Source organism: Ruegeria sp. YKSD163 (assembly GCF_059612905.1).
This window is the reverse complement of record NZ_JBXWRM010000030.1, coordinates 20,814-39,436: the sequence shown is the minus strand read 5'-3', so window position 1 is coordinate 39,436 and position 18,623 is coordinate 20,814. Positions and strand designations below refer to the sequence as shown.

Sequence of the window (18,623 nt, the reverse complement as noted above, 5' to 3'; positions counted from 1 at the left end):
TCACCCGGCTATAGGATCGCTGCATCCGGCGCGGCAGGGCTGCACTCAGCAGTTCGATAAAGACGTGCCCCCGGTGGCGGACCAGCCAGGGCGAGGCGGCCATCACGATATAGAGCAGGCCGAATTCGGTGAAGGTGAAGATATGGCTGGACCAGGACCCGGACAGGTTCAGTGTGCGCGCCATCGCGCTGATCACGATCCCGAACATGATCCCCACAAGGTAGATACCGGCCAAAATGGCCAGCAGGTCGCAAATACGGTCGATCAGACGCATCATGTCCTGGCTCTGTTTGTTGGGGGCAGGCCGCCGCTTGGGCACGGCGGCCTGCCTTCAATCAGTCTTATTCGTCCAGAGCATAGGTCTTGCGCAGGGCCTTGTAGGTCTCGGCACCGCCGCCGCCGCCGTCAATACGCTCGTACATCCGAGCCCAGGCGGAATCGTCTGCCATCTTGCGATAGACCTCGCCCGCCTCGGCGGAATGAGCGACGAAGGTCATGCCGCCATCGGCAAGGGTCTTGGCGTCGGCGGCGACTTCCGCCTGACGGTCGGCATAGGACTTGCCTTCCCACTCGATCACGACCTCTTCGATCAGCTTCTGGCTTTCTGGCGAAAGCGCGTTCCATGCGTCGAGGTTGAAGATCACGCCGATATCGGTGTTGTAGAAGGTGGGATCGACCCGGTATTTCAGGAACTCGTTCCACTTGAGCTGCGGAATGCCGATCTCGGTCCAGGCCGCGGCGTCGACAACGCCCTTTTCAAGCGCCGAATAGACTTCGGTCGCCGGCATCGAGGCGGTGGTCGCGTTCAGCTGTTCGAAGAACGCGTGATAGATCGGGTTGTCGCGCAGCTTGACCCCGGTCAGATCCAGAATGCCATCGTCACGGAACTTGGGCTCGCTGTTCATGTAGATGTGGAACTTGATGCCGCCATCGATCCAGCCCAGGTGGCGGACGTTGAAGCGCTCTTGATGCGCCTTGTCCATCAGCGCCGCGCCGCCATTGGCCCGGGCTTCCATCGGGGTCACGCGCGAGGCGACCATCGCGTCGATCTCGGGCACGTTGGCACCATAGAAACTGCCCGGCGTGTGGACCATGTCGACCACGCCGTCACGCACGGCGGCGGGCTGTTCGAACATGCCGATCGCCTCGGGGCCGCCGCGTACGTCGATCTGGACGACGCCCTTGCCGCGCTCGTTGATATCCGCGACCATTGCGAGAAAGGTCTTGGTGTAAACCAGGAACTCGGGGAACGCATGGACCGCGCTGACCCGGTCCTCGGCCTTGGCTGACATCGGGGCAGCCATGACGGCGAGTGCGGTCGCCGCCATCAGATAAGTGGCTTTTCTGGAAAGCCCGCTGAAGAATTTCATGTCACAACTCCCTGGTGATCCAACGGAGGATGAACCGCCTTCTGTCGGGCGGTACATTCCTTAAGGTGAAGTTAGGTCGGTCTGCCCCGACTTCTATGCATTTTCATGTAAGACCGGCCACCGGGCCCAATGCAATAGAAATATCCTTGATATATGATTTTTCATGTATGTAATCTGGTCAAGCAACTATCGGTGCGGGAGGGGGCGATGGAGATTGCAGTTCTAGGCGGTGGCAACGGCTCGACCGCCGCGGCGGTTGATCTGACGGCACAGGGGCACAAGATACGGTTCTGGCGCAGAAATGCGTCTGCGCAGGCAGAGCTGAAGGCGCGCGGCAATGTCATCACGCTCAAGGATTTCGAGGGCGCGCGTCCGATTCGCATCGCCATGGTCACCGATGACATCGGCGAAGCGATCCAGGGGGCCGAGCTGATCGTCTGCCCGACACCGGCTACGGCACAATCCGATATCGCGGCGGCCATGGCCCCGCATCTGGCGGACGGACAGGTGGTGTTTCTGCCGCCGGGCAGCTTTGGCAGCTGGATCATGGCCGATATCGTCCGCAAATCGGGAAACCACGCCGATGTCAGCTGGGCCGAAACCGGCACCCTGCCATATCTCACGCGGCTGCACGGGGCCGATACCGTCGCCATCACCACCCGCGCCACCCGTCTGCCGACCGGGGTCTATCCGCTTCGCAACGCGGAACATGCGCATTCGGTCCTTGCGCGGGCCTATCCTGCGGTCGAACCGGCGGGCGATGCGCTGTCGGGGGCGCTGATGAACGCAGGCCCCATCATCCACCCGCCGCTGATCACGATGAACGCGGGCCCGATCGAGCATTTCGACCATTGGGACATTCACAACGAGGGCACCCAACCCGCCATCCGTCGGGTCACCACGCGGCTCGATGCCGAGCGTATGGCGCTGCGCGAGGCGCTGGGCTATGGCGCGCCGCATTTCCCGCTGGCTGATCACTATGAAACCTCGGACTGGATGTACGGCAACCTCGCCCATGACAAGCTGGTCGACAGCGGCGACTGGCGCGAGCATCTGGTGCTGACCGAACATCGCTACATGCGCGAGGATGTGGCGGTGGGGCTGGCCTTGCTGGTCTCGGTCGCCGATTGGGCCGGGGTGCCCGCGCCCACGGCGACGGGGCTGTTGGCGCTGGGGTCTGCCATCTGCGACGACGATTTCCGCCAGAGCGGCCGGACGCTGGAAAACCTTGGGCTCGCCGGGATGGACCGCGCCGCTTTGCAGACCATGCTGCGGGACGGGGCCTGAGATGGCGGCGCGGGAAACCATCGCCGCTGTGGGCGCCGGGCGCATGGGCCGGGGCATGGCCGTGGCCTTCGCCTATTCCGGCCACCCGGTCCGCCTGATTGACGCCAAGCCGCGACCCAAGGCAGAGTTCGACCGGCTCAAGGCTGAGACACTGGCCGAACTGCGCGCGACCTTTGCGCTGATGGCAGATGTGGGGTTGATGCAGGCAAACGAAGCCGAGGGCATGCTGGCCCGTGTCGAGGTTGTGGGCCACGACGATCTGGCGGCGGCGCTTGCCGGGGTGCCCTTCGTCTTCGAAGGTGTGCCCGAGACGCTGGAGGCCAAGCGCGAGGTTTTCGAAACCCTGTCGCGCCATGCCGACGCGGATGCCGTCATCGCTTCGACCACCTCGACCATCCTGTCAAACGACCTTCAGGGGTTTGTCACCCCGCCCGACCGGTTCCTCAATGCCCACTGGCTCAACCCCGCCTATCTGGTGCCGCTGGTCGAGGTTTCGCCCGGCGATGCCACCGATCCGGCGGTCACCGCCCGCCTGATCGACCTGCTGGAGCGGATCGGCAAGGTGCCGGTCACCTGCACCGCCAGCCCCGGCTATATCGTGCCGCGCATCCAGGCGCTGGCCATGAACGAGGCCGCGCGGCTGGTCGAAGAGGGCGTTGCCAGCAGCGCCGATATCGACAAGGCCACGAAATATGGCTTCGGCTTCCGGTTCGCGGTGCTGGGCCTGTTGGAATTCATCGATTGGGGCGGCGGCGATATCCTCTACCATGCCAGCCGCTACATGACGCGCGCCACCGGGCAGGACAGGTTCGCCGCGCCCGACATCATTGAGTCCAACATGGCCGAGGGCCGGCGCGGCCTGCGCGATGGGCGCGGTTTTCTCGACTATGACGGTCTCGACGTTGCCGCTTATCAGAAGGAGCGTATCGGCGCCTTTGCCGCCATGCTGCGCCATCTCGACAAGATGCCGGTCAAGGGCGACTAGATCGGAGTTTGCGCCCCGGCTTCTGCTTCTTTCTGGTCAAAAATACTCAAAGAGCACCGGTGCCACCCGCGCCGCCATTCCAGGTTTAACCTTGTCCAATGAACCTGCGGACACTGTCCAGCAGCAGATCGTTATGTGCGGGCAGCGACAGCGAGAAGCGGAAGAACGCTTCCAACCCCGCCTCGCGGGTGCGGTTTACGACGATCCCGGCATCCGCGAACAGATGCTCGACCAGTGCTTCGGTGCGAGCCGCATCGCCCTCCCGGAAACGGGCCATCAGAAAGTTGGTCCGGCTTGGGGTCACGACCAGACCCAACTGTCCCAGCGCGCCGGCCAGACGCGCGCGTTCGGACACGATCTCATCGACCCTTTCCTGAATGGCGGCAGGGTCGGCAAGACCCGCCACCGCCCCGGCTTGCGCCAGGGCATTGACCGTGCCCATGCCCCGCGCGGCATAGAGGACGGGCACCATCCATGCGGGGGCGTGGCACCAGCCGACCCGCGCGCCTGCAAGGCCATAGGCCTTGGAAAAGGTCCGGGTGACAACGATGTTCTCATGGTTTGCCGCCAGGCTGTGCACCGCCGCGCAATAGTCGGGCGCGGCGAACTCGCCATAAGCAAGGTCAAGCACCAGCACGACCTGCGCAGGCAGGTCGCGGGCCAGCCGGGAAAGCGCCTCCATCTCCAGCATGGTGCCGGTTGGGTTGTTCGGATTGGCCAGGAACAGGAGCCGCGTGTGCTCGCTCACCGCCGCCAGCAGGGCGTCGACATCGCTGGTGTAGTCGCGCTCGCGCGCCTTCACCAATGTCGCCCCCACCCGGTTGGCGGTCAGGGCGAACTGGATATAGCCGAACTCCGAGATCAGGATCTCGTCGCCGGGCCGGGCGAAACAGCGGGCGATCACGTCGAGCAATTCCTCCGACCCGTTGCCGCAGACGATCTGCTCGGGGTCCAGCCCATGCGCCGCGCCCAGTGCATCGCGCAGCGCGTCGCAATGCGGGCTGCCATAGGATTGCGCCCGCGCGGCGGTTTCCTCCATCGCGGCGCGGATCGCGGGCAGGGGTGAATAGGGCAGCTCGTTGTAGCCCATGTTGATGACCGGCAACCCCTTGGGTTGCGGCCTACTGATGCGGCCGCGCACGGGGATCGGGGCAAGATAGGGCGTTGGGCGCATGGTATCCTCGGCGTTGTTCCAAGACATGAGATGGTGATTTACGGGTAGGTTCAAGACGGAGGCTCACTACACGATCCCGCGATCCGACCCAGCACCACAGCGCTCAGCAAGCCGTTGCCGGAGAGATATCCGCTGTCACCGCTGCCCGAGACACCACAGGCCGCGCCGCCGCCTGCGTAAAGGCCCGGCACCGGCGTGCCATCGCGGCGCAGCACGCGGGCCAGCGTATCGGTGCGCAACCCGCCCTGGGTGTGAAACAGCGCCCCCGTCACCCGCACGCCGCAATAGGGCGATGCAAGCGGTTGGGTCGCGAATGTGCGCCCGAAGGCATCGGTACCGCCCCGCGGCAGGTCGCGTAGGGTTTGTGCCAGCGTATCGGGCGGTAGGCCAAGCAGGTGTGCCAGTGCTTCGGGCGTATCGGCCTGCCGTATCGCGCCTGCGGCTTCGGCGCGGCGGAAATCCTCGAACTGGCGCGCGATACCCGCGATACGCGCGTCGAAGATCGCGAATGCCTCGCCTCCGGGTTGCGCCATCACCGCGCGAGCGGCCTCGGAATAGCCTTGGCTTTCATCCCAGAACCGCTCCCCGTCGCGGTTCACCTGCACACCGCCCGAGGTGATCACCGCCCAGGTGATCAGGATCCCATGCGGATGAGCGACATTGCCATGCCCCTGATAGGCCCCGAGGTGTTTTAGATCGGCCCCCAGCGCGGCGCCCCACAGCACCGCCTCGCCCCGGTTACCATCGTGCCCGAACCAGAGCGCCTTGCGGATCTCGGGCATGTGGTCGGTGACCAGTTGTCGATTGCCACCAAACCCGTTGCAGGCCAGGATCAGCCGGTCGCAGCCGATGCTTTCGCCGCTGCCGTCGGGGCCAAGGACCGTGACACCGCGCACCCGGCCGTCTTCCATATGCAGGATGCGCGCCCGACGGGAACAGACGATATCGATCCCCTGCGCCTCGCAGGCGTGGCGTAGCGCGTCGATAAGTTCGGTCCCCGAGCGGCTGGGCAGGCCGTGCATCCGGCGGCGGCTGTGGCCGGGATAGTCGAAATCGGTGACAACCGAAAACGGCAGGCCATGGCGCTCGGCCAGCCAATCGATGACCGGTCCGGCCCCTGCGGCCAGGGTATCGACCAGATCGGGGTCGTTCTGCCCCTTGGCCTTCGCCTGGATATCCTGCGCAAACAGCGCGGCATTGTCCTCGATCCCCGCCGCGCGCTGCATGGTGGTGCCGGGCGCCGGAATCAGGCCCGCCGACAGCGCGGTCGAGCCGCGCGGCAGGGCGTCGGCCTCGACCACCAGCACCTCTTGCCCCGCTTCGCGCGCCGCAAGCGCGGCCACCAGCCCACAGGCCCCGGCGCCGATGATCAGCGTCTGGCAGGCGACGTCGAAGCGCGCGGGCGGCGGCGCGATATGCGGGTCACTGTCCGGGGTCATAGCGTTTGCCGCGCTCCAGCATTTCGGTGGTTCCGATCACCTTGTTCAGGCCGGCAAAATCATACATCCGGTCGCGGAACGGCGCCGTGGTACCATGCGCGCGCAGGCTGGCGTAATAGTCGCGCGCGGTATGGGCGAGCGCCCGCACGATGCCGCCGGGAAAAATCACGAGGCGAAAGCCCAGCGCCTGCAACGCCTCGGCCGAGCGAATCGGCGTCGCACCCCCCTCGACCATGTTGGCGAGCAGCGGCACACGTGCCGCGAACCTGTCCGCGATTGCCGAGAGTTCTGCCTCGGTCTGTGGCGCCTCGACGAACAACACGTCAGCTCCGGCGGCCAGATAGGTCTCGGCCCGCTCCAGCGCCGCGTCGAAGCCTTCGACCGCGATCGCATCGGTGCGCGCGATGATCAGCGTCCGGTCCGAGCGGCGGGCGTCGGCCATGGCGGCGATCTTGCCCGCCATCTCGGCGGCTGGGATCAGCGCCTTGTCCTTCAGGTGGCCGCAGCGCTTGGGATAGGTCTGGTCCTCGACCTGCAAGGCTGCCGCGCCTGCACGTTCATAAAGCCGCATGGTGCGCTGGGCGTTCAGCGCGTTGCCGAACCCGGTATCGGCGTCGATGATCACCGGCAGGCGGGTGCGGTCGGCGATGAGGGTCATGGTCTGGGCCATTTCGGTGACCGAGGTCAGGCCGATGTCGGGCCGCCCGAGCCGGGTATAGGCCACCGCCGCGCCGCTCAGATACAGCGCCTCGAACCCCGCCTGTTCGGCGATCAACGCGGTCAGCCCGTCATAGATGCCGGGCGCCAGCACGATGCCATCCCCGGCCAGCCTTGCCTTGAGTGTCATGGCGCTCCCTCCAGCCAGCCCAGCGCCTCGGCGCAGGTCATCTGATGCGTGACGGTGCCCAGCGACAGCAAGGTGGCGTCATGCACATCGTCCCGGAAGGCGGCGCAGCCATCGCTCAGCATCACGGTGTCGATATCGCGCAGATGCGCGTCGCGCAGGGTCGAGGCGACGCCGCCATTGGTGACGATGCCGCCGACGATCAGCTGGCGGATACCCATGGCCCGCAGGATGTATTCCAGCCGGGTCTGGTAGAAGGCGGAATAGGTCACTTTCTCGACCGTGAAATCGGCCGGTTGCAGCGCGTCGACCAGTTGGTGCCCGAAACTGCCGGGCGCGAAATCGCTGCGCGTCAGAAAGGGGCGCAACGCCTTGAGATGCGGTGAGATCAACGGCTCGCCCCCAGGGCCGGGCACCAGCGTGAACTGGGCCGAGATGTAAAGCCCGCCCTTCGCCCTCAGCGCCGCGACCAGCGGAGCGATGCGGTCGGGCAGCGCGGCGATGGCGGCGGCTCCCTGTCCGGCCCGGCCATATGCGCCCTCGGGATGTAGAAAGTCGTTTTGCAGGTCGATGGTCAGCAGCGCGGTCTGCGCCAGGGTCCAGGTTTTCGGCTCGCTCATGCGCCCGCCTCCGGTCCGGTTTCGATGATGACATTGCCCAGAGGGTCGACCCGCCCCACAAGGCCCGGTTCGATCAGCACGGTGGTGTCCGGCTGTTCCAGGATCGCGGGGCCGGCGATCACGGTTCCGACCGGCAGCGACAGCCGGTCGTAGATCGCGGTTTCATGCCAATCGGTGCCGAAATGCACCTTGCGGCTGGACTTCGGCCGCGCCAGATCGGTCACCGTGGGGGCCAGCGTGGCCAGATCGAACTTGGGCCGTTTGCCGGTCACAGCGCTGCGCAGGTTCAGGATGCGCCGCACCCCGCCGGGCAGAAGCCGCCCGAAAGTGTCGCGATAGACGCTGTCAAAGGCAGCGGCGATCTGGGCTTGCGTCGGCGGTTGCACCTTGCCCGCGCTAACTTGTACGGGGATCGGCACTGAAACGGTATGGGTCTGGCCGATATAGGCCATGTCGAGCGCGAATGTTGCCTCGCGCGCCTCGAACCGGGTGCCGGCTGCCTTCAGCATCGCCATGCCGCGATCATGATGGTCCTGCATAACCGTGCCCAGCATATCGGTATCCAGCCCGTCGAGCATCGCGTTGAGGGTCTGCACGAAATCCTGTCGCATGTCGGCGATCACACAACCGAGCGCCGAGGTCACTCCCGGATAGCGCGGCACGATGGCGCGCGCGATCCCGACCTCGGCCAGCATCGCGCCGGCATGCAGCGCGCCGCCGCCGCCAAAGGGCATGAATGCGAATTTCTTGGGGTCGAAACCGCGCTCGATGCTGACCAGCCGCAGGGCGCCCGCCATGCGCGAGTTGGCCACCCGCAGGATCGCCTCGGCTGCCGCCAGCGTGTCGAGGCCCAGCGGTTGGCCGACATGGATGTCGATGGCCCGCGCCGCCGCCTCGACATCCAGCCGCGCAAGCTTGCCGCCGATTGGGTTCTCGGGGTCGATCCGGCCCAGCACCACATTGGCGTCAGTGACGGTGGGGCGGTCGTTGCCCAGCCCATAGGCCACTGGCCCCGGGTCCGACCCCGCGCTTTCCGGGCCGATGTTCAACAGGCCCCCCTTGTCCACCCAGGCGATAGAGCCGCCGCCCGCGCCGATGGTGGTGATCTCGATCATCGGGGTCCGCACCACCATGCCAAAGTCGATCGAGGTCTGCGGCGCCAGCATCGAGCGCCCCTCGGCGATCAGCGAGACATCGAAACTGGTGCCACCCATGTCACCGGTGATCACATTGTCGAACCCGGCCGAGCGGGCGATATAGCCCGCCGCGATCACCCCCGCCGCAGGGCCCGACAGCGCCGTGCGGATCGGAAAGCGGCAGGCGGTGTCGACGTCCATGACCCCGCCATTGGACTGAACGATCATGAACTCGCCGCCAAACCCGCCCGTGTCGAGCGCGGCCCCCAGCCGGCCCAGATAGCCCGAGACCTCGGGTTGCAGATAGGCGTTGAGCGCGGTGGTCGAGAACCGTTCGTATTCGCGGATCTCGGGCAGGATTTCCGAGGAGGCCGAGACATGTTCGTTGGGCCAGATCTCGCGCAGGGCGGCCACGGCGGCGGCCTCGTTGGCGGGATTGGCATAGGCGTTGGCAAAGAGGATAGCGACAGCGATACAGCCCTGATCCTGCAATTGCCGCGCAGCATTGCGCACTGCCTCCAGGTCGACCGGTGTGCGGATGGTGCCATCGGCAAGTGTCCGTTCCGGCACTTCCAGTCGGTCGCGCCGGTCCACCACCGGCTCGAAATCGCCACGCAGGCCCCAGGTTCGGGGCCGGTCGCGGCGGCGCATCTCCAGCACGTCGCGCAGGCCTTGGGTGCAGATCACGCCCGTCCGCGCGCCCTTGCGCTCCAAGAGGGCATTGGTGCCCGCCGTGGTGCCATGCACCACCACGCCGACACTGCCGATATCGGTGACCGCCTCGGTGATCCCTTGCAGGAAGCCCGTGGACTGGTCGGGGCGCGAGGTCGGCACTTTGCCGACGCGGGCAGTGCCGTCGCTTTCATCCAGAACAAAGATATCCGTGAAAGTGCCGCCAACATCGACACCGATCATCTTGTCGCTCATCGCATGCCCTCACGCCAGGTTGGGCCATAAAGGCGGTCAGCCTCTGCCTCGCTCAGGTAATCGCGCGCCACATCCAGCGCCACGGCGGCCGGGTCGCGTTCGGCGGGCGGGCCATAGCCGCCGCCGCCGGGGGTTTCCAGCCGCACCGCCTCGCCCTGTTTCAGGCGGATGCCGCGCATCTTGGAAACCAGCGGCGGGTGTGGCCAGTCGGCGCCCTGCTGGTAAGAGAACACGTTCAGCGCCCCTTCCTCGCCACCGGCCACGCCCTTGGGCGCAAAGCGCCCGCGCTCGCCGAACAGAAAGCCTTCGGCGCCGTTTTCCTCCAGAACTTCGATCTCATAGACCGCGCCCAGCCCGCCGCGATGCCGCCCCGCGCCTGCGCTGTCGCGCCTCAGCGCCCATTGCCGGAACATCACTGGATACGCGGCTTCGAGGATTTCCAGCGGCGGGATTGTCGCGGTGGAAATCGGCGCGTTGCCATGGTTCAGCCCGTCGCCCTCGGGTGATCCGCCATGACCGCCGCCGTAAAAGCTGAACATCACCCAGGGCTTGCCATTGCTGCGCCGCCCGGCGATGGAAAGCGCGTTGATCGTGCCATAGGCATTGGCCACCACCCGGTCCGGCACCGCTTGCGCAAAGGCACAGAACACGACGTCGATCATCCGCAGGATGGTCTCGGTATAGCCGCCGGTGGGCGCGGGAAATTCCGCCGACAGGATCGAGCCCTCGGGAACCGTGACCTCGATGGGCCGCATCACGCCCGCGTTGGCGGGCAGCAGCGGGAAGATGTGCTTGATGGCTACATAGACCGTGGCGATCGTGGTGGGCAGCGCGATATTGACCGGGCCCGCGCATTTCGGGGCCGAACCGGTGAAATCGAGATGCATCCGGTCGCCCCTGATCTCCAGCGCCACCCGGATTGGCAGCGGTGTGTCGTCGATCCCGTCGTTGTCGAGAAAATCCTCGGCCTCCCAGCGCCCGTCCGGAATGGCTGCCAGCTTCGAGCGCATCAGCCGCTCGGCGCGGATGCCCAGAGCGTCGAGCGCCGCATCGACCGTGCCTGCGCCATATTCGTCCAGGAGTTCATCCATCCGACGCACGCCCAGATCCAGCGCGCCCAGCTGGCCATTCAGATCACCCTGCGCCGATTGCGGCAGGCGGGTGTTGCGCAGCAGGATGTCGATAATGTCCTGGTTGACCACGCCCGCGCGCGCCAGCCGCACGGGTGGCAACACAAACGCCTCCTGAAACACCTCGGTGGCAGCGGGGTTGTAATTGCCCGGCACCGCGCCGCCCACATCGTGCCAATGCCCGACCGAGGCCAGCCAGCAGAACAGTTTCCCCTCCCGGAAATACGGGCGCACAAGTCGCATGTCGCTCAGATGCGTGCCGCCGATATGGGCGTCGTTGAAGATGAAGATATCGCCATCTGCCAGATCGCCATCCGCGGCGACCTTCTCGATCACCGCCTTTACGGCAAAGGACATGACACCGACAAAGATCGGCAGGCCCGATTTGCCCTGTACCAGCGTGTCGCCGGTTTCGGCATGGTAAAGCCCGTGGCTGGCATCATGCGCCTCGGCGATGATCGGGTTGAAGGCGGCGCGGAACAGGGTCGCGTCCATCTCGTCGGCGATCTGTTCCATGCGCCCGGCCAGAACCGACAGGGTGATCGGGTCGATCTCGCTCATGCCCGCCCCCGCATTTCGCCCATGTCGTTCCACACGTCCTGCCGGGTGATCCTGCCCGCTACCAGTTCGAACCGGTCGATGAAGCGGATGCCGGAAAAGGCGGCGCCATCCAGCCATTCGCCCGACAGCGTGCCCCGACAGTAGACGACCGAGGTATCGCCCGCTCCGGGCATGGCATCGAACCCGTCATAGGTCTTGGTCACGAAACTATAGCGGGGACGCGCCCAGTCGATCAGCTCAGCAAGGTCTGTCATCGGGCCGGTGGCGGGGAAATACATGGTGAACCCGTCGCCCTGCATCGCGCGGGCAGCGTCCAGATCGCGCGCCTCCATCGCGGCCAGATAGACGCGCACCACCTCGGCCGGGTCGGGCAGGGCGGGGGCGGGGGTTTTCGTGTCGCGGCCGCGGAAATAAGCATCGGGCGCCATTTCGTGGATCATCACCGTGACCCCGTCCAGCGGCGCCGGCAGCACGAAGCGCACCGCATCCGTCAGAGCATGGCCCAGGCGGCGCTTGTCCTCTTCGCCATACCCTTTGATCAGGTGCAGTTCGACCACCGGCATCACATCCCTCCCCCGGATGAAAGCTGTATCATTGATAATACATTTAACCGGGATATAGTCAGAGGCAATTCTTTCCTTTCGAACGGGTCGAAAATGACAGAGCCGGGGATGCAGATAGGGGGCGGGGCGCAGATGCCCGCAGGCGCCAAATCGCGCCGCGTCTACCTGTCCTTGCTGGAACAGATTTCCGCCGGGCGGCTGGAGCCGAGCCGGAAACTGCCGGGCGAGGAACAGCTGGCCGAGGATTACGGCGTCTCTCGCGTGACCGTGCGCCGGGCGCTGGATGCGCTGACGGAAAACGGGTTCCTGTCGCGGCGCGCGGGCAGCGGCACCCGGGTGCGGTCGCGCCCCGCTGCGCCACAGCCGGTGACGATGGATTTCTCGACCCTGTTGCCGCAACTGGTGGAAATCGGGCGCAGCACCGAGGTGCGGCTGTTGTCGAGCCGCATGGATCAGGCCCCCGAGCATGTGGCGCGCGCGCTGGGCCTGGCGCCGGGCGAAGCGGTGCAGATCGCACAGCGAACCCGCAGCATCGGGGGAACGGCCTTTTCGCATCTGACCACCTATGTGCCGTCGCGCATCGCGGCGGGCATCTCGGACGAGGACCTCTCGCGCGAGCCGCTGCATGTGCTGCTGGAGCGCAACGGTGTGCAGATCGCCGATGCGCGGCAGTCGGTTTCGGCCACCCTTGCAGGTCCCGAGGTAGCCTCGGCGCTGGGCCTGCCCGAAGGCGCGGCCTTGCTGTCGTTGGACCGGGTCGTGCGCGACGCCGAGGGGCGCGGGGTCGAGTTTCTGACCGGGCTTTACCGGCCCGACATGTTCCGCCTCGACATGAGCTTGGCGCGGGTCGAAAATGGCGAGGGCCGCTATTGGGAGCCGGCCATCACCCCACTGAAGGATACGCCCCGATGAGCGCGCCGCTGACCTTGCTGGACAGGCTGTGGTCGACACATGAGGTGCTGCGCCGCGAGGATGGCAGCTCGCTCCTTTGGGTCGACCGGCACCTTGTGCACGAGGGATCGCACCATGCCTTTGCGCGGCTGGCCGAGCGGAGCCTGCCGGTGGCCGAACCCGGCCTGACATTTGCGGTGGTGGATCACTATGCGCCCACGCGCCGGGCGGGGCCGATCGCCGATCCGGCAGTCGCCCGCATGATCGAGACCCTGCGTGGCAATGCCGCTAGGCATGGCATCCGGCTCTTTGACCTCGATGATCCCGATCAGGGGATCGTGCATGTGGTCGGGCCTGAACAGGGATTAACGCTGCCCGGCCTGCTGATCACCTGCGGCGACAGCCATACCTCGACGCACGGAGCCTTTGGCGCGCTGGCCTTCGGCATCGGCGCGACCGAGGTGGCCCATGTGCTGGCGACCCAGACCATCTGGCAGCGCAAGCCGCAGGCGATGCGGATCACCGTCGACGGCACGCTGCCTGCGGGTGTGTCGGCCAAGGATATCGCGCTGAACTGGATCGCGCGGCTCGGCGCCGACGGGGCACAGGGCCATGCGGTGGAATATGCGGGCAGCGCAGTCCGTAGCCTGTCGATGGAGGGGCGGATGACCCTGTGCAACCTGACCATCGAAGGGGGCGGGCGCATGGGGATGGTGGCCCCGGACGAGGTGAGTTTTGCCTATCTGCGCAACAGGCGGCAGGCGCCCCGGGGCGGGGACTGGCACAAGGCGCTAGACAACTGGCAGGCCCTGGCCAGCGACGCCGATGCGATGTTCCACCGTGATGTCGCCCTGTCGGCCGCGGAAATCGCGCCCATCGTGACCTGGGGCACCAGCCCCGAACAGGCCCTGCCCATTGATGCGTCCGTACCCATCCCCGACACATTGCCGCCCGCCAAGGCGCAGGCCGCCCGCGCGGCCCTTGATTACATGGGGCTGGTGCCGGGCCGCCCGCTGGCGGGCACGCCGGTGGATCAGGTGTTCATCGGCTCCTGCACCAATGGCCGGATCGAGGATCTGCGCGCCGCCGCCGCGGTTCTGGCCGGGCGCAAGGCGCGCGTGCCGGGGCTGGTCTCGCCCGGGTCCGCCCGGGTCAAGGCGCAGGCCGAAGAGGAGGGGCTGGACCGTGTCTTCACCGAGGCGGGGCTGGATTGGGTCGCGTCGGGCTGTTCTATGTGTGTGGGCATGAACGGTGATCTTGTCGCGGCGGGCAAGCGATGCGCCTCTTCCACCAACCGCAACTTTCGCGGCCGTCAGGGCAAGGGCGCACGCACGCATCTGATGTCACCGGCCATGGTGGCGGCCGCAGCAGTCACTGGCACGCTATGCGATGTACGGCCAATGTTGCAGGGGAGGCCAGTCTGATGGCGGGGTGGAGCGAACAGCGTGGCAAGGCGGTGCTGCTGCCAATGGCCAATATCGACACCGATCAGCTGATCCCGGCGCGGTTCATGTCGACACCGCGCGCCGAAGGCTATGGCCGGTTCCTGCTGCACGATGTGGGGCGCACTTCCGAAGGCGAGATGGACCCGGAGTTTCCGCTCAATGCCCATCCGGACGCGTGCATCCTTGTCACAGGACGCAACTTCGGCAGCGGGTCCTCGCGTGAGGCGGCGGTTTATGCGCTTGTGGATGCCGGGATACGCGTGGTCGTGGCCCCCAGTTTCGGCGATATCTTTTCCGGCAATGCGGTCAATAACGGCCTGCTTCCTGCCCGCGTGACCGAGGCGGATGCGGAGCTGTTGGCCAAGGCCCTGTCCTCGGGCGCGGGGAGCGGTGTTGCCGATCTTGCTTCCAGTTTGCTGCGTATCGAGAGCGTAACAGTCCCGTTCCAACTAGATGAGGTCTGGCGAACCAAGCTGCTCAACGGGTGGGACGATATCGACCTTACCCGCCACCACAGCGCCGAAATAGCGGCATATCGCGGACGCATCCTTTTGGAACCGGGCCGCTTCCCCGCTGGCGACGCGCCCTGACACCGGCTGCAGGACCCCTGAAAGGGACAGGACCTGAGCCGCAGCATAGACCAATGGAGCGGGGTTCGATACTACTGGAGCGACGACCGTCGTTCGGTCGCAACTGCGTTTCCACGTCGAACCCCGCGTCCGACAAGATCGTCGTCGCAATTTCGCTGTTGCTGTACCAGAGGTCTCGCCCTCAGAAAACCTACCACGAGAAGGCTGTTTCGCGGCATAAGTGCCAGAACATGGATGTTAGGAACGAGCCTATTTCTGTCACCCGCCGCAAAGCCGGGACGTGCAAAGTCATAATGCCGGAAACGGTCCTGGCGCTTGTCGTCCGACCAAAAAGCTTGGGCAAAGGTCATCAAAGTGAGCGCCTCGGGACCACCGGGAAGCGCTTGTGCCGGTATTCAGCTCGCTGCATGCGGTGTATCGACGCCATCCGTACCGAACCTGCCCGCAAAACTTGCTGAAACACGTTATGCGACTTTAGATTGTTTCTGGGCACGGGAGTGTCGCTAGTCGGGGGAATGGCCCGGGAAATGCCGAAAGGTGCGGTCTTGACCGAGAACACGTATACCATTCGAAATCTCAAGAAGATTTACGGCCACGGAGATACCGCCGTGCATGCCCTGCGTGGTGTCGATCTGGATATTCCGGCGGGCGAGTTCGTGGTTCTGCTGGGGGCGTCGGGCAGCGGAAAGTCGACACTCCTAAACATCATTGGCGGGCTCGACCGCGCCAGCGAAGGTACAGCATTGTTTCGGGATCGTGAGCTGACCACAATGTCGGACAGCGAGCTGACGCGATATCGGCGTGACCACGTGGGCTTCGTCTTTCAGTTCTACAACCTGATGCCCAGCCTGACCGCGCGCGAGAATGTCGAACTGGTGACCGAGATCGCCCGCAACCCGATGGACGCCGATACCGCGCTGGCGCTGGTGGGGCTGGCCGAGCGGGCCGACCATTTTCCCGCCCAGCTCTCGGGCGGCGAACAGCAGCGGGTCGCGATTGCCCGCGCGGTGGCCAAACAGCCCGAGGTGCTGTTCTGCGATGAACCCACCGGCGCGCTGGACAGTACCACGGGCCGGGCGGTGCTAAAGGTTCTGAAAGAGGTGAACGAGCGGCTGGGCGCCACCGTCCTGGTGGTCACCCATGCGGCCTCGCAGGCGGCGATGGCCGACCGGGTGATCCGGTTCGGCGACGGGCAGGTGATCGAGGTCAAGGTGAACGAGACCAAGCTGATCCCGGAGCAGATCGAATGGTAGGGGGGCTATGTCAGCGCTGAGCCGCAAACTCGGCCGCGATCTTTGGCGGATCAAGGGGCAGGCCGTCGCCATCGCCCTAGTGGTGGCGGTGGGTGTGCTGCTTCAGGTGATGCAAACAGGCCTAGTGCGCAGCCTCGACGAGACCCGGCGGGCCTATTACGAGCGCTACCGGCTGGCCGAGATCTTCGCCCCGGTCACCCGCGCGCCTGTCCATACGGCGGCGGAGTTGCGCAAGATCGACGGTGTCGCGGCGGTCGAAACCCGGGTTGCAGGTGCCGCGTTGGTCGACCTGCCTGGCGCGGCGGTGCCGGTGCGGGCACAGGTCGCCTCGCTGCCCGCTCAGGGCGCCCCCCGGCTGAACGATGTACTGGTCACAGACGGGCGCGGCTTGTCGCGCGACCGGCCCGACGAAATTCTTCTTTTACAAGGGTTTGCCGAAGCGCATGGACTGCGGCCTGGTGACCTTATCAGCGCCACGATGAACGGGGCGCGGCACGACTTCACGATCTCGGGCCTCGCCGTCTCGCCCGAGTTCATCTATACTACCGCGCCCGGCGAACTGGTGCCCGATGACCGTCGCTTTGCCGTGCTGTGGATGACCCGAACCGCGCTGGAGGCGGCGTTCGACATGGATGGCGCCTATAACGAGGCGCTGCTGTCGCTGTCACGTGGGACCGAGCCCGACGCGGTGATGGCCGAGGTGAACCGGCTGCTTGATCGTTATGGCGGCACCGGCGCCTATCATCTCGACGATCTGCCCTCGAACAAATTCGTGGTCGAGGAGATTTCGGGCATCAAGCGCACCTCGAAAACGGTACCGCCGGTCTTCATGGCGGTGGCCGCCTTTCTTCTCTACATCGTGATCTCGCGCCTGGTCGATGCCGAGCGCAAGGAGATCGGGCTGATGAAAGCCTTTGGCTATACGAGTTGGGAGGTCGGGGCGCATTACCTCAAGATGGTGCTGGTGATCGCAGTTGGCGGCGCGGTGCTAGGCGGGGTGCTGGGCGTTCTGGCAGGGCGGTGGATGGTCGATATCTACATGCTCTACTACAAGTTTCCCTTTCTGCTGTTCCGGCTCGATCCATCCAGTTTCGCCATCGGATTTGCCGTCAGTGTGCTGGCGGCCTCGGCGGGCGGGCTGCTGGTGCTGCGACGGGTCTTTGCGCTGACGCCAGCGGTGGCGATGCGCGCCGCCGCGCCCGCCGACTACAGCCGCGCCCGCCCGCTGGGTGGCTGGTTGGGCCGGGTGCTGGATCAGCCCACGCGCATGGTGTTGCGCCGATTGACGCGCCAGCCGCTGCGCATGGGGGGTGCGATCGCCGGAGTGGGCGCGGCAACCGCGCTGGGGGCGGCGATGGCCTCGTTGTTGGCTGCCTATGACGCCATGGTCGAGACGAGCTTTGGCGTCATAGACCGCAGCGATGTCACCGTGACCTTCACCCATCCCATCGCCGAGCAGAGCCGGTATGACCTTGCTTCCATTCCTGGCGTCATCGAGGTCGAGCCGATCCGGATTGTCAGCGCGGTGTTGCGCAACGGGCGCCACAGCTATCGCGGCGCGGTCAACGGTATGACCGAGATGCCGCGCCTCTACCGTGCCGTCGATGCTGCCATGGCCGATATCCCGATCCGCCGCGACGGCATCATCCTGTCCACCGGGCTGGCCCGCGAGTTGGACATCCAGGCGGGTGACCGACTAATCCTCGACGTGCGCGAGGGCCGACGCCCCATCGTCGAGGTGCCGGTCAGCGGTGTCTCGGAAAGCCTGATCGGCTCACCCGCTTATATGGAGATCGGCGCGCTGAACCGGCTTCTGAAAGAGCCGCTGCGCATCTCGGGGGCCTTTCTGCGGGTCGATCCGATGCAGGGCGACACCATCTATCGCACCCTCAAGGACCGACCCATGGTGGCGGGGGTGGCGCTGAAATCCGAGAGCCGCGCCGCCTTGCGCGAAATGATGGACCAGGGTGCCGGTGCCATGCGTTATGTCATGGCGGTGATCGCCGGGGTGATTACATTCGGTGTCATCTACAACGCCGCGCGGGTGGCCCAGGCAGAGCGCGCGCGCGATCTGGCCGGGTTGCGGGTGCTGGGCTTTGCCCGCGGCGAGGTCGCCTTTGTCCTGTTGGGAGAACTGGCGGTGGTGGTGCTGCTGGCACTCCCCTTAGGGGCACTTGGCGGCTACTGGCTGAATCTTGCGATCTCGGCAGGGTTCAGCACCGACCTCTATCAGATCCCGGCCAGTTTCGGATTGGCAGGTTTCGGCCAGGCGATGATCGTGGTGCTGATCGCGGCACTACTGTCGGGTTGGCTGGTGAAACGTGATATCGACAGGACCGACCTGATCCTGGCGCTGAAAAACAGAGAGTGACGAACGTGGCCCGGCAAAAGAGACGATCCCGAAGCCT

16 protein-coding genes are annotated in these 18,623 nt (G+C 65.7%); 7 read left to right on the top strand and 9 right to left on the bottom strand.

What is annotated here, in order from left to right; translation table 11 throughout:
• Together AC2FNA_RS22715 and dctP are read right to left on the bottom strand one after the other, a co-directional pair.
• On the bottom strand, positions 1-277 hold a 277-nt coding region (locus AC2FNA_RS22715; RefSeq protein WP_496830512.1), incomplete at its 3' end, for a TRAP transporter small permease.
• Positions 278-341: 64 nt separating this feature from the next.
• Positions 342-1,370, bottom strand: coding sequence for a TRAP transporter substrate-binding protein DctP (gene dctP / locus AC2FNA_RS22710; RefSeq protein WP_496830510.1), 1,029 nt, complete (start codon positions 1,368-1,370; stop codon positions 342-344).
• Positions 1,371-1,577: 207 nt separating this feature from the next.
• Between dctP and AC2FNA_RS22705 the strand changes: the two genes are divergently transcribed.
• Positions 1,578-2,657 (top strand): NAD/NADP octopine/nopaline dehydrogenase family protein, encoded by a 1,080-nt coding sequence (locus AC2FNA_RS22705; RefSeq protein ID WP_496830508.1) that lies wholly within the window; start codon positions 1,578-1,580, stop codon positions 2,655-2,657.
• Between the two features lies 1 nt (position 2,658).
• Complete coding sequence (locus tag AC2FNA_RS22700; RefSeq protein WP_496830506.1) at positions 2,659-3,642, top strand: 3-hydroxybutyryl-CoA dehydrogenase; 984 nt, start codon at positions 2,659-2,661, stop codon at positions 3,640-3,642.
• An 85-nt stretch (positions 3,643-3,727) separates the two neighbouring features.
• Here the strand turns inward: AC2FNA_RS22700 and AC2FNA_RS22695 are convergent, their stop codons facing one another.
• From AC2FNA_RS22695 to AC2FNA_RS22665, 7 genes are read right to left on the bottom strand one after another with little or no spacing between them, the layout of a single operon-like run.
• Positions 3,728-4,843, bottom strand: coding sequence for a pyridoxal phosphate-dependent aminotransferase (locus AC2FNA_RS22695; protein WP_496830504.1), 1,116 nt, complete (start codon positions 4,841-4,843; stop codon positions 3,728-3,730).
• A gap of 23 nt (positions 4,844-4,866) precedes the next feature.
• Positions 4,867-6,255 carry an FAD-dependent oxidoreductase gene (locus tag AC2FNA_RS22690; RefSeq protein WP_496830502.1) on the bottom strand — a complete coding sequence of 463 codons (1,389 nt, stop codon included), beginning with the start codon at positions 6,253-6,255 and terminating at the stop codon, positions 4,867-4,869.
• Complete coding sequence (locus AC2FNA_RS22685; protein WP_496830500.1) at positions 6,239-7,102, bottom strand: isocitrate lyase/PEP mutase family protein; 864 nt, start codon at positions 7,100-7,102, stop codon at positions 6,239-6,241. Before AC2FNA_RS22685 ends, AC2FNA_RS22690 begins: the two co-directional genes overlap by 17 nt.
• Positions 7,099-7,719 (bottom strand): cysteine hydrolase family protein, encoded by a 621-nt coding sequence (locus tag AC2FNA_RS22680; RefSeq protein ID WP_496830498.1) that lies wholly within the window; start codon positions 7,717-7,719, stop codon positions 7,099-7,101. The genes AC2FNA_RS22685 and AC2FNA_RS22680 overlap by 4 nt, the downstream gene beginning before the upstream one ends.
• Positions 7,716-9,782 carry a hydantoinase/oxoprolinase family protein gene (locus AC2FNA_RS22675; RefSeq protein ID WP_496830496.1) on the bottom strand — a complete coding sequence of 689 codons (2,067 nt, stop codon included), beginning with the start codon at positions 9,780-9,782 and terminating at the stop codon, positions 7,716-7,718. Before AC2FNA_RS22675 ends, AC2FNA_RS22680 begins: the two co-directional genes overlap by 4 nt.
• Positions 9,779-11,473 carry a hydantoinase B/oxoprolinase family protein gene (locus tag AC2FNA_RS22670; RefSeq protein ID WP_496830494.1) on the bottom strand — a complete coding sequence of 565 codons (1,695 nt, stop codon included), beginning with the start codon at positions 11,471-11,473 and terminating at the stop codon, positions 9,779-9,781. Before AC2FNA_RS22670 ends, AC2FNA_RS22675 begins: the two co-directional genes overlap by 4 nt.
• The gene (locus tag AC2FNA_RS22665) at positions 11,470-12,036 is read right to left on the bottom strand and encodes a tautomerase family protein (protein WP_496830492.1); all 567 of its coding nucleotides are present in this window, start codon (positions 12,034-12,036) and stop codon (positions 11,470-11,472) included. The genes AC2FNA_RS22670 and AC2FNA_RS22665 overlap by 4 nt, the downstream gene beginning before the upstream one ends.
• Before the next feature lie 108 nt (positions 12,037-12,144).
• Between AC2FNA_RS22665 and AC2FNA_RS22660 the strand changes: the two genes are divergently transcribed.
• The 5 genes from AC2FNA_RS22660 to AC2FNA_RS22640 all read left to right on the top strand — a co-directional run bounded on the left by AC2FNA_RS22660 (position 12,145) and on the right by AC2FNA_RS22640 (position 18,586).
• On the top strand, positions 12,145-12,948 hold the full coding sequence (locus AC2FNA_RS22660) for a GntR family transcriptional regulator (protein ID WP_496830490.1): 804 nt from the start codon (positions 12,145-12,147) through the stop codon (positions 12,946-12,948).
• A complete protein-coding gene (gene leuC, locus AC2FNA_RS22655) occupies positions 12,945-14,351 on the top strand; it encodes a 3-isopropylmalate dehydratase large subunit (protein ID WP_496830488.1) in 1,407 nt (468 codons plus the stop codon). The genes AC2FNA_RS22660 and leuC overlap by 4 nt, the downstream gene beginning before the upstream one ends.
• The gene (gene leuD, locus AC2FNA_RS22650) at positions 14,351-14,962 is read left to right on the top strand and encodes a 3-isopropylmalate dehydratase small subunit (protein WP_496830486.1); all 612 of its coding nucleotides are present in this window, start codon (positions 14,351-14,353) and stop codon (positions 14,960-14,962) included. The genes leuC and leuD overlap by 1 nt, the downstream gene beginning before the upstream one ends.
• A 545-nt stretch (positions 14,963-15,507) precedes the next feature.
• Positions 15,508-16,215, top strand: coding sequence for an ABC transporter ATP-binding protein (locus tag AC2FNA_RS22645; protein ID WP_496830484.1), 708 nt, complete (start codon positions 15,508-15,510; stop codon positions 16,213-16,215).
• A gap of 7 nt (positions 16,216-16,222) precedes the next feature.
• A complete protein-coding gene (locus AC2FNA_RS22640; protein WP_496830482.1) occupies positions 16,223-18,586 on the top strand; it encodes an ABC transporter permease in 2,364 nt (787 codons plus the stop codon).
• Positions 18,587-18,623: the final 37 nt, after the last annotated feature.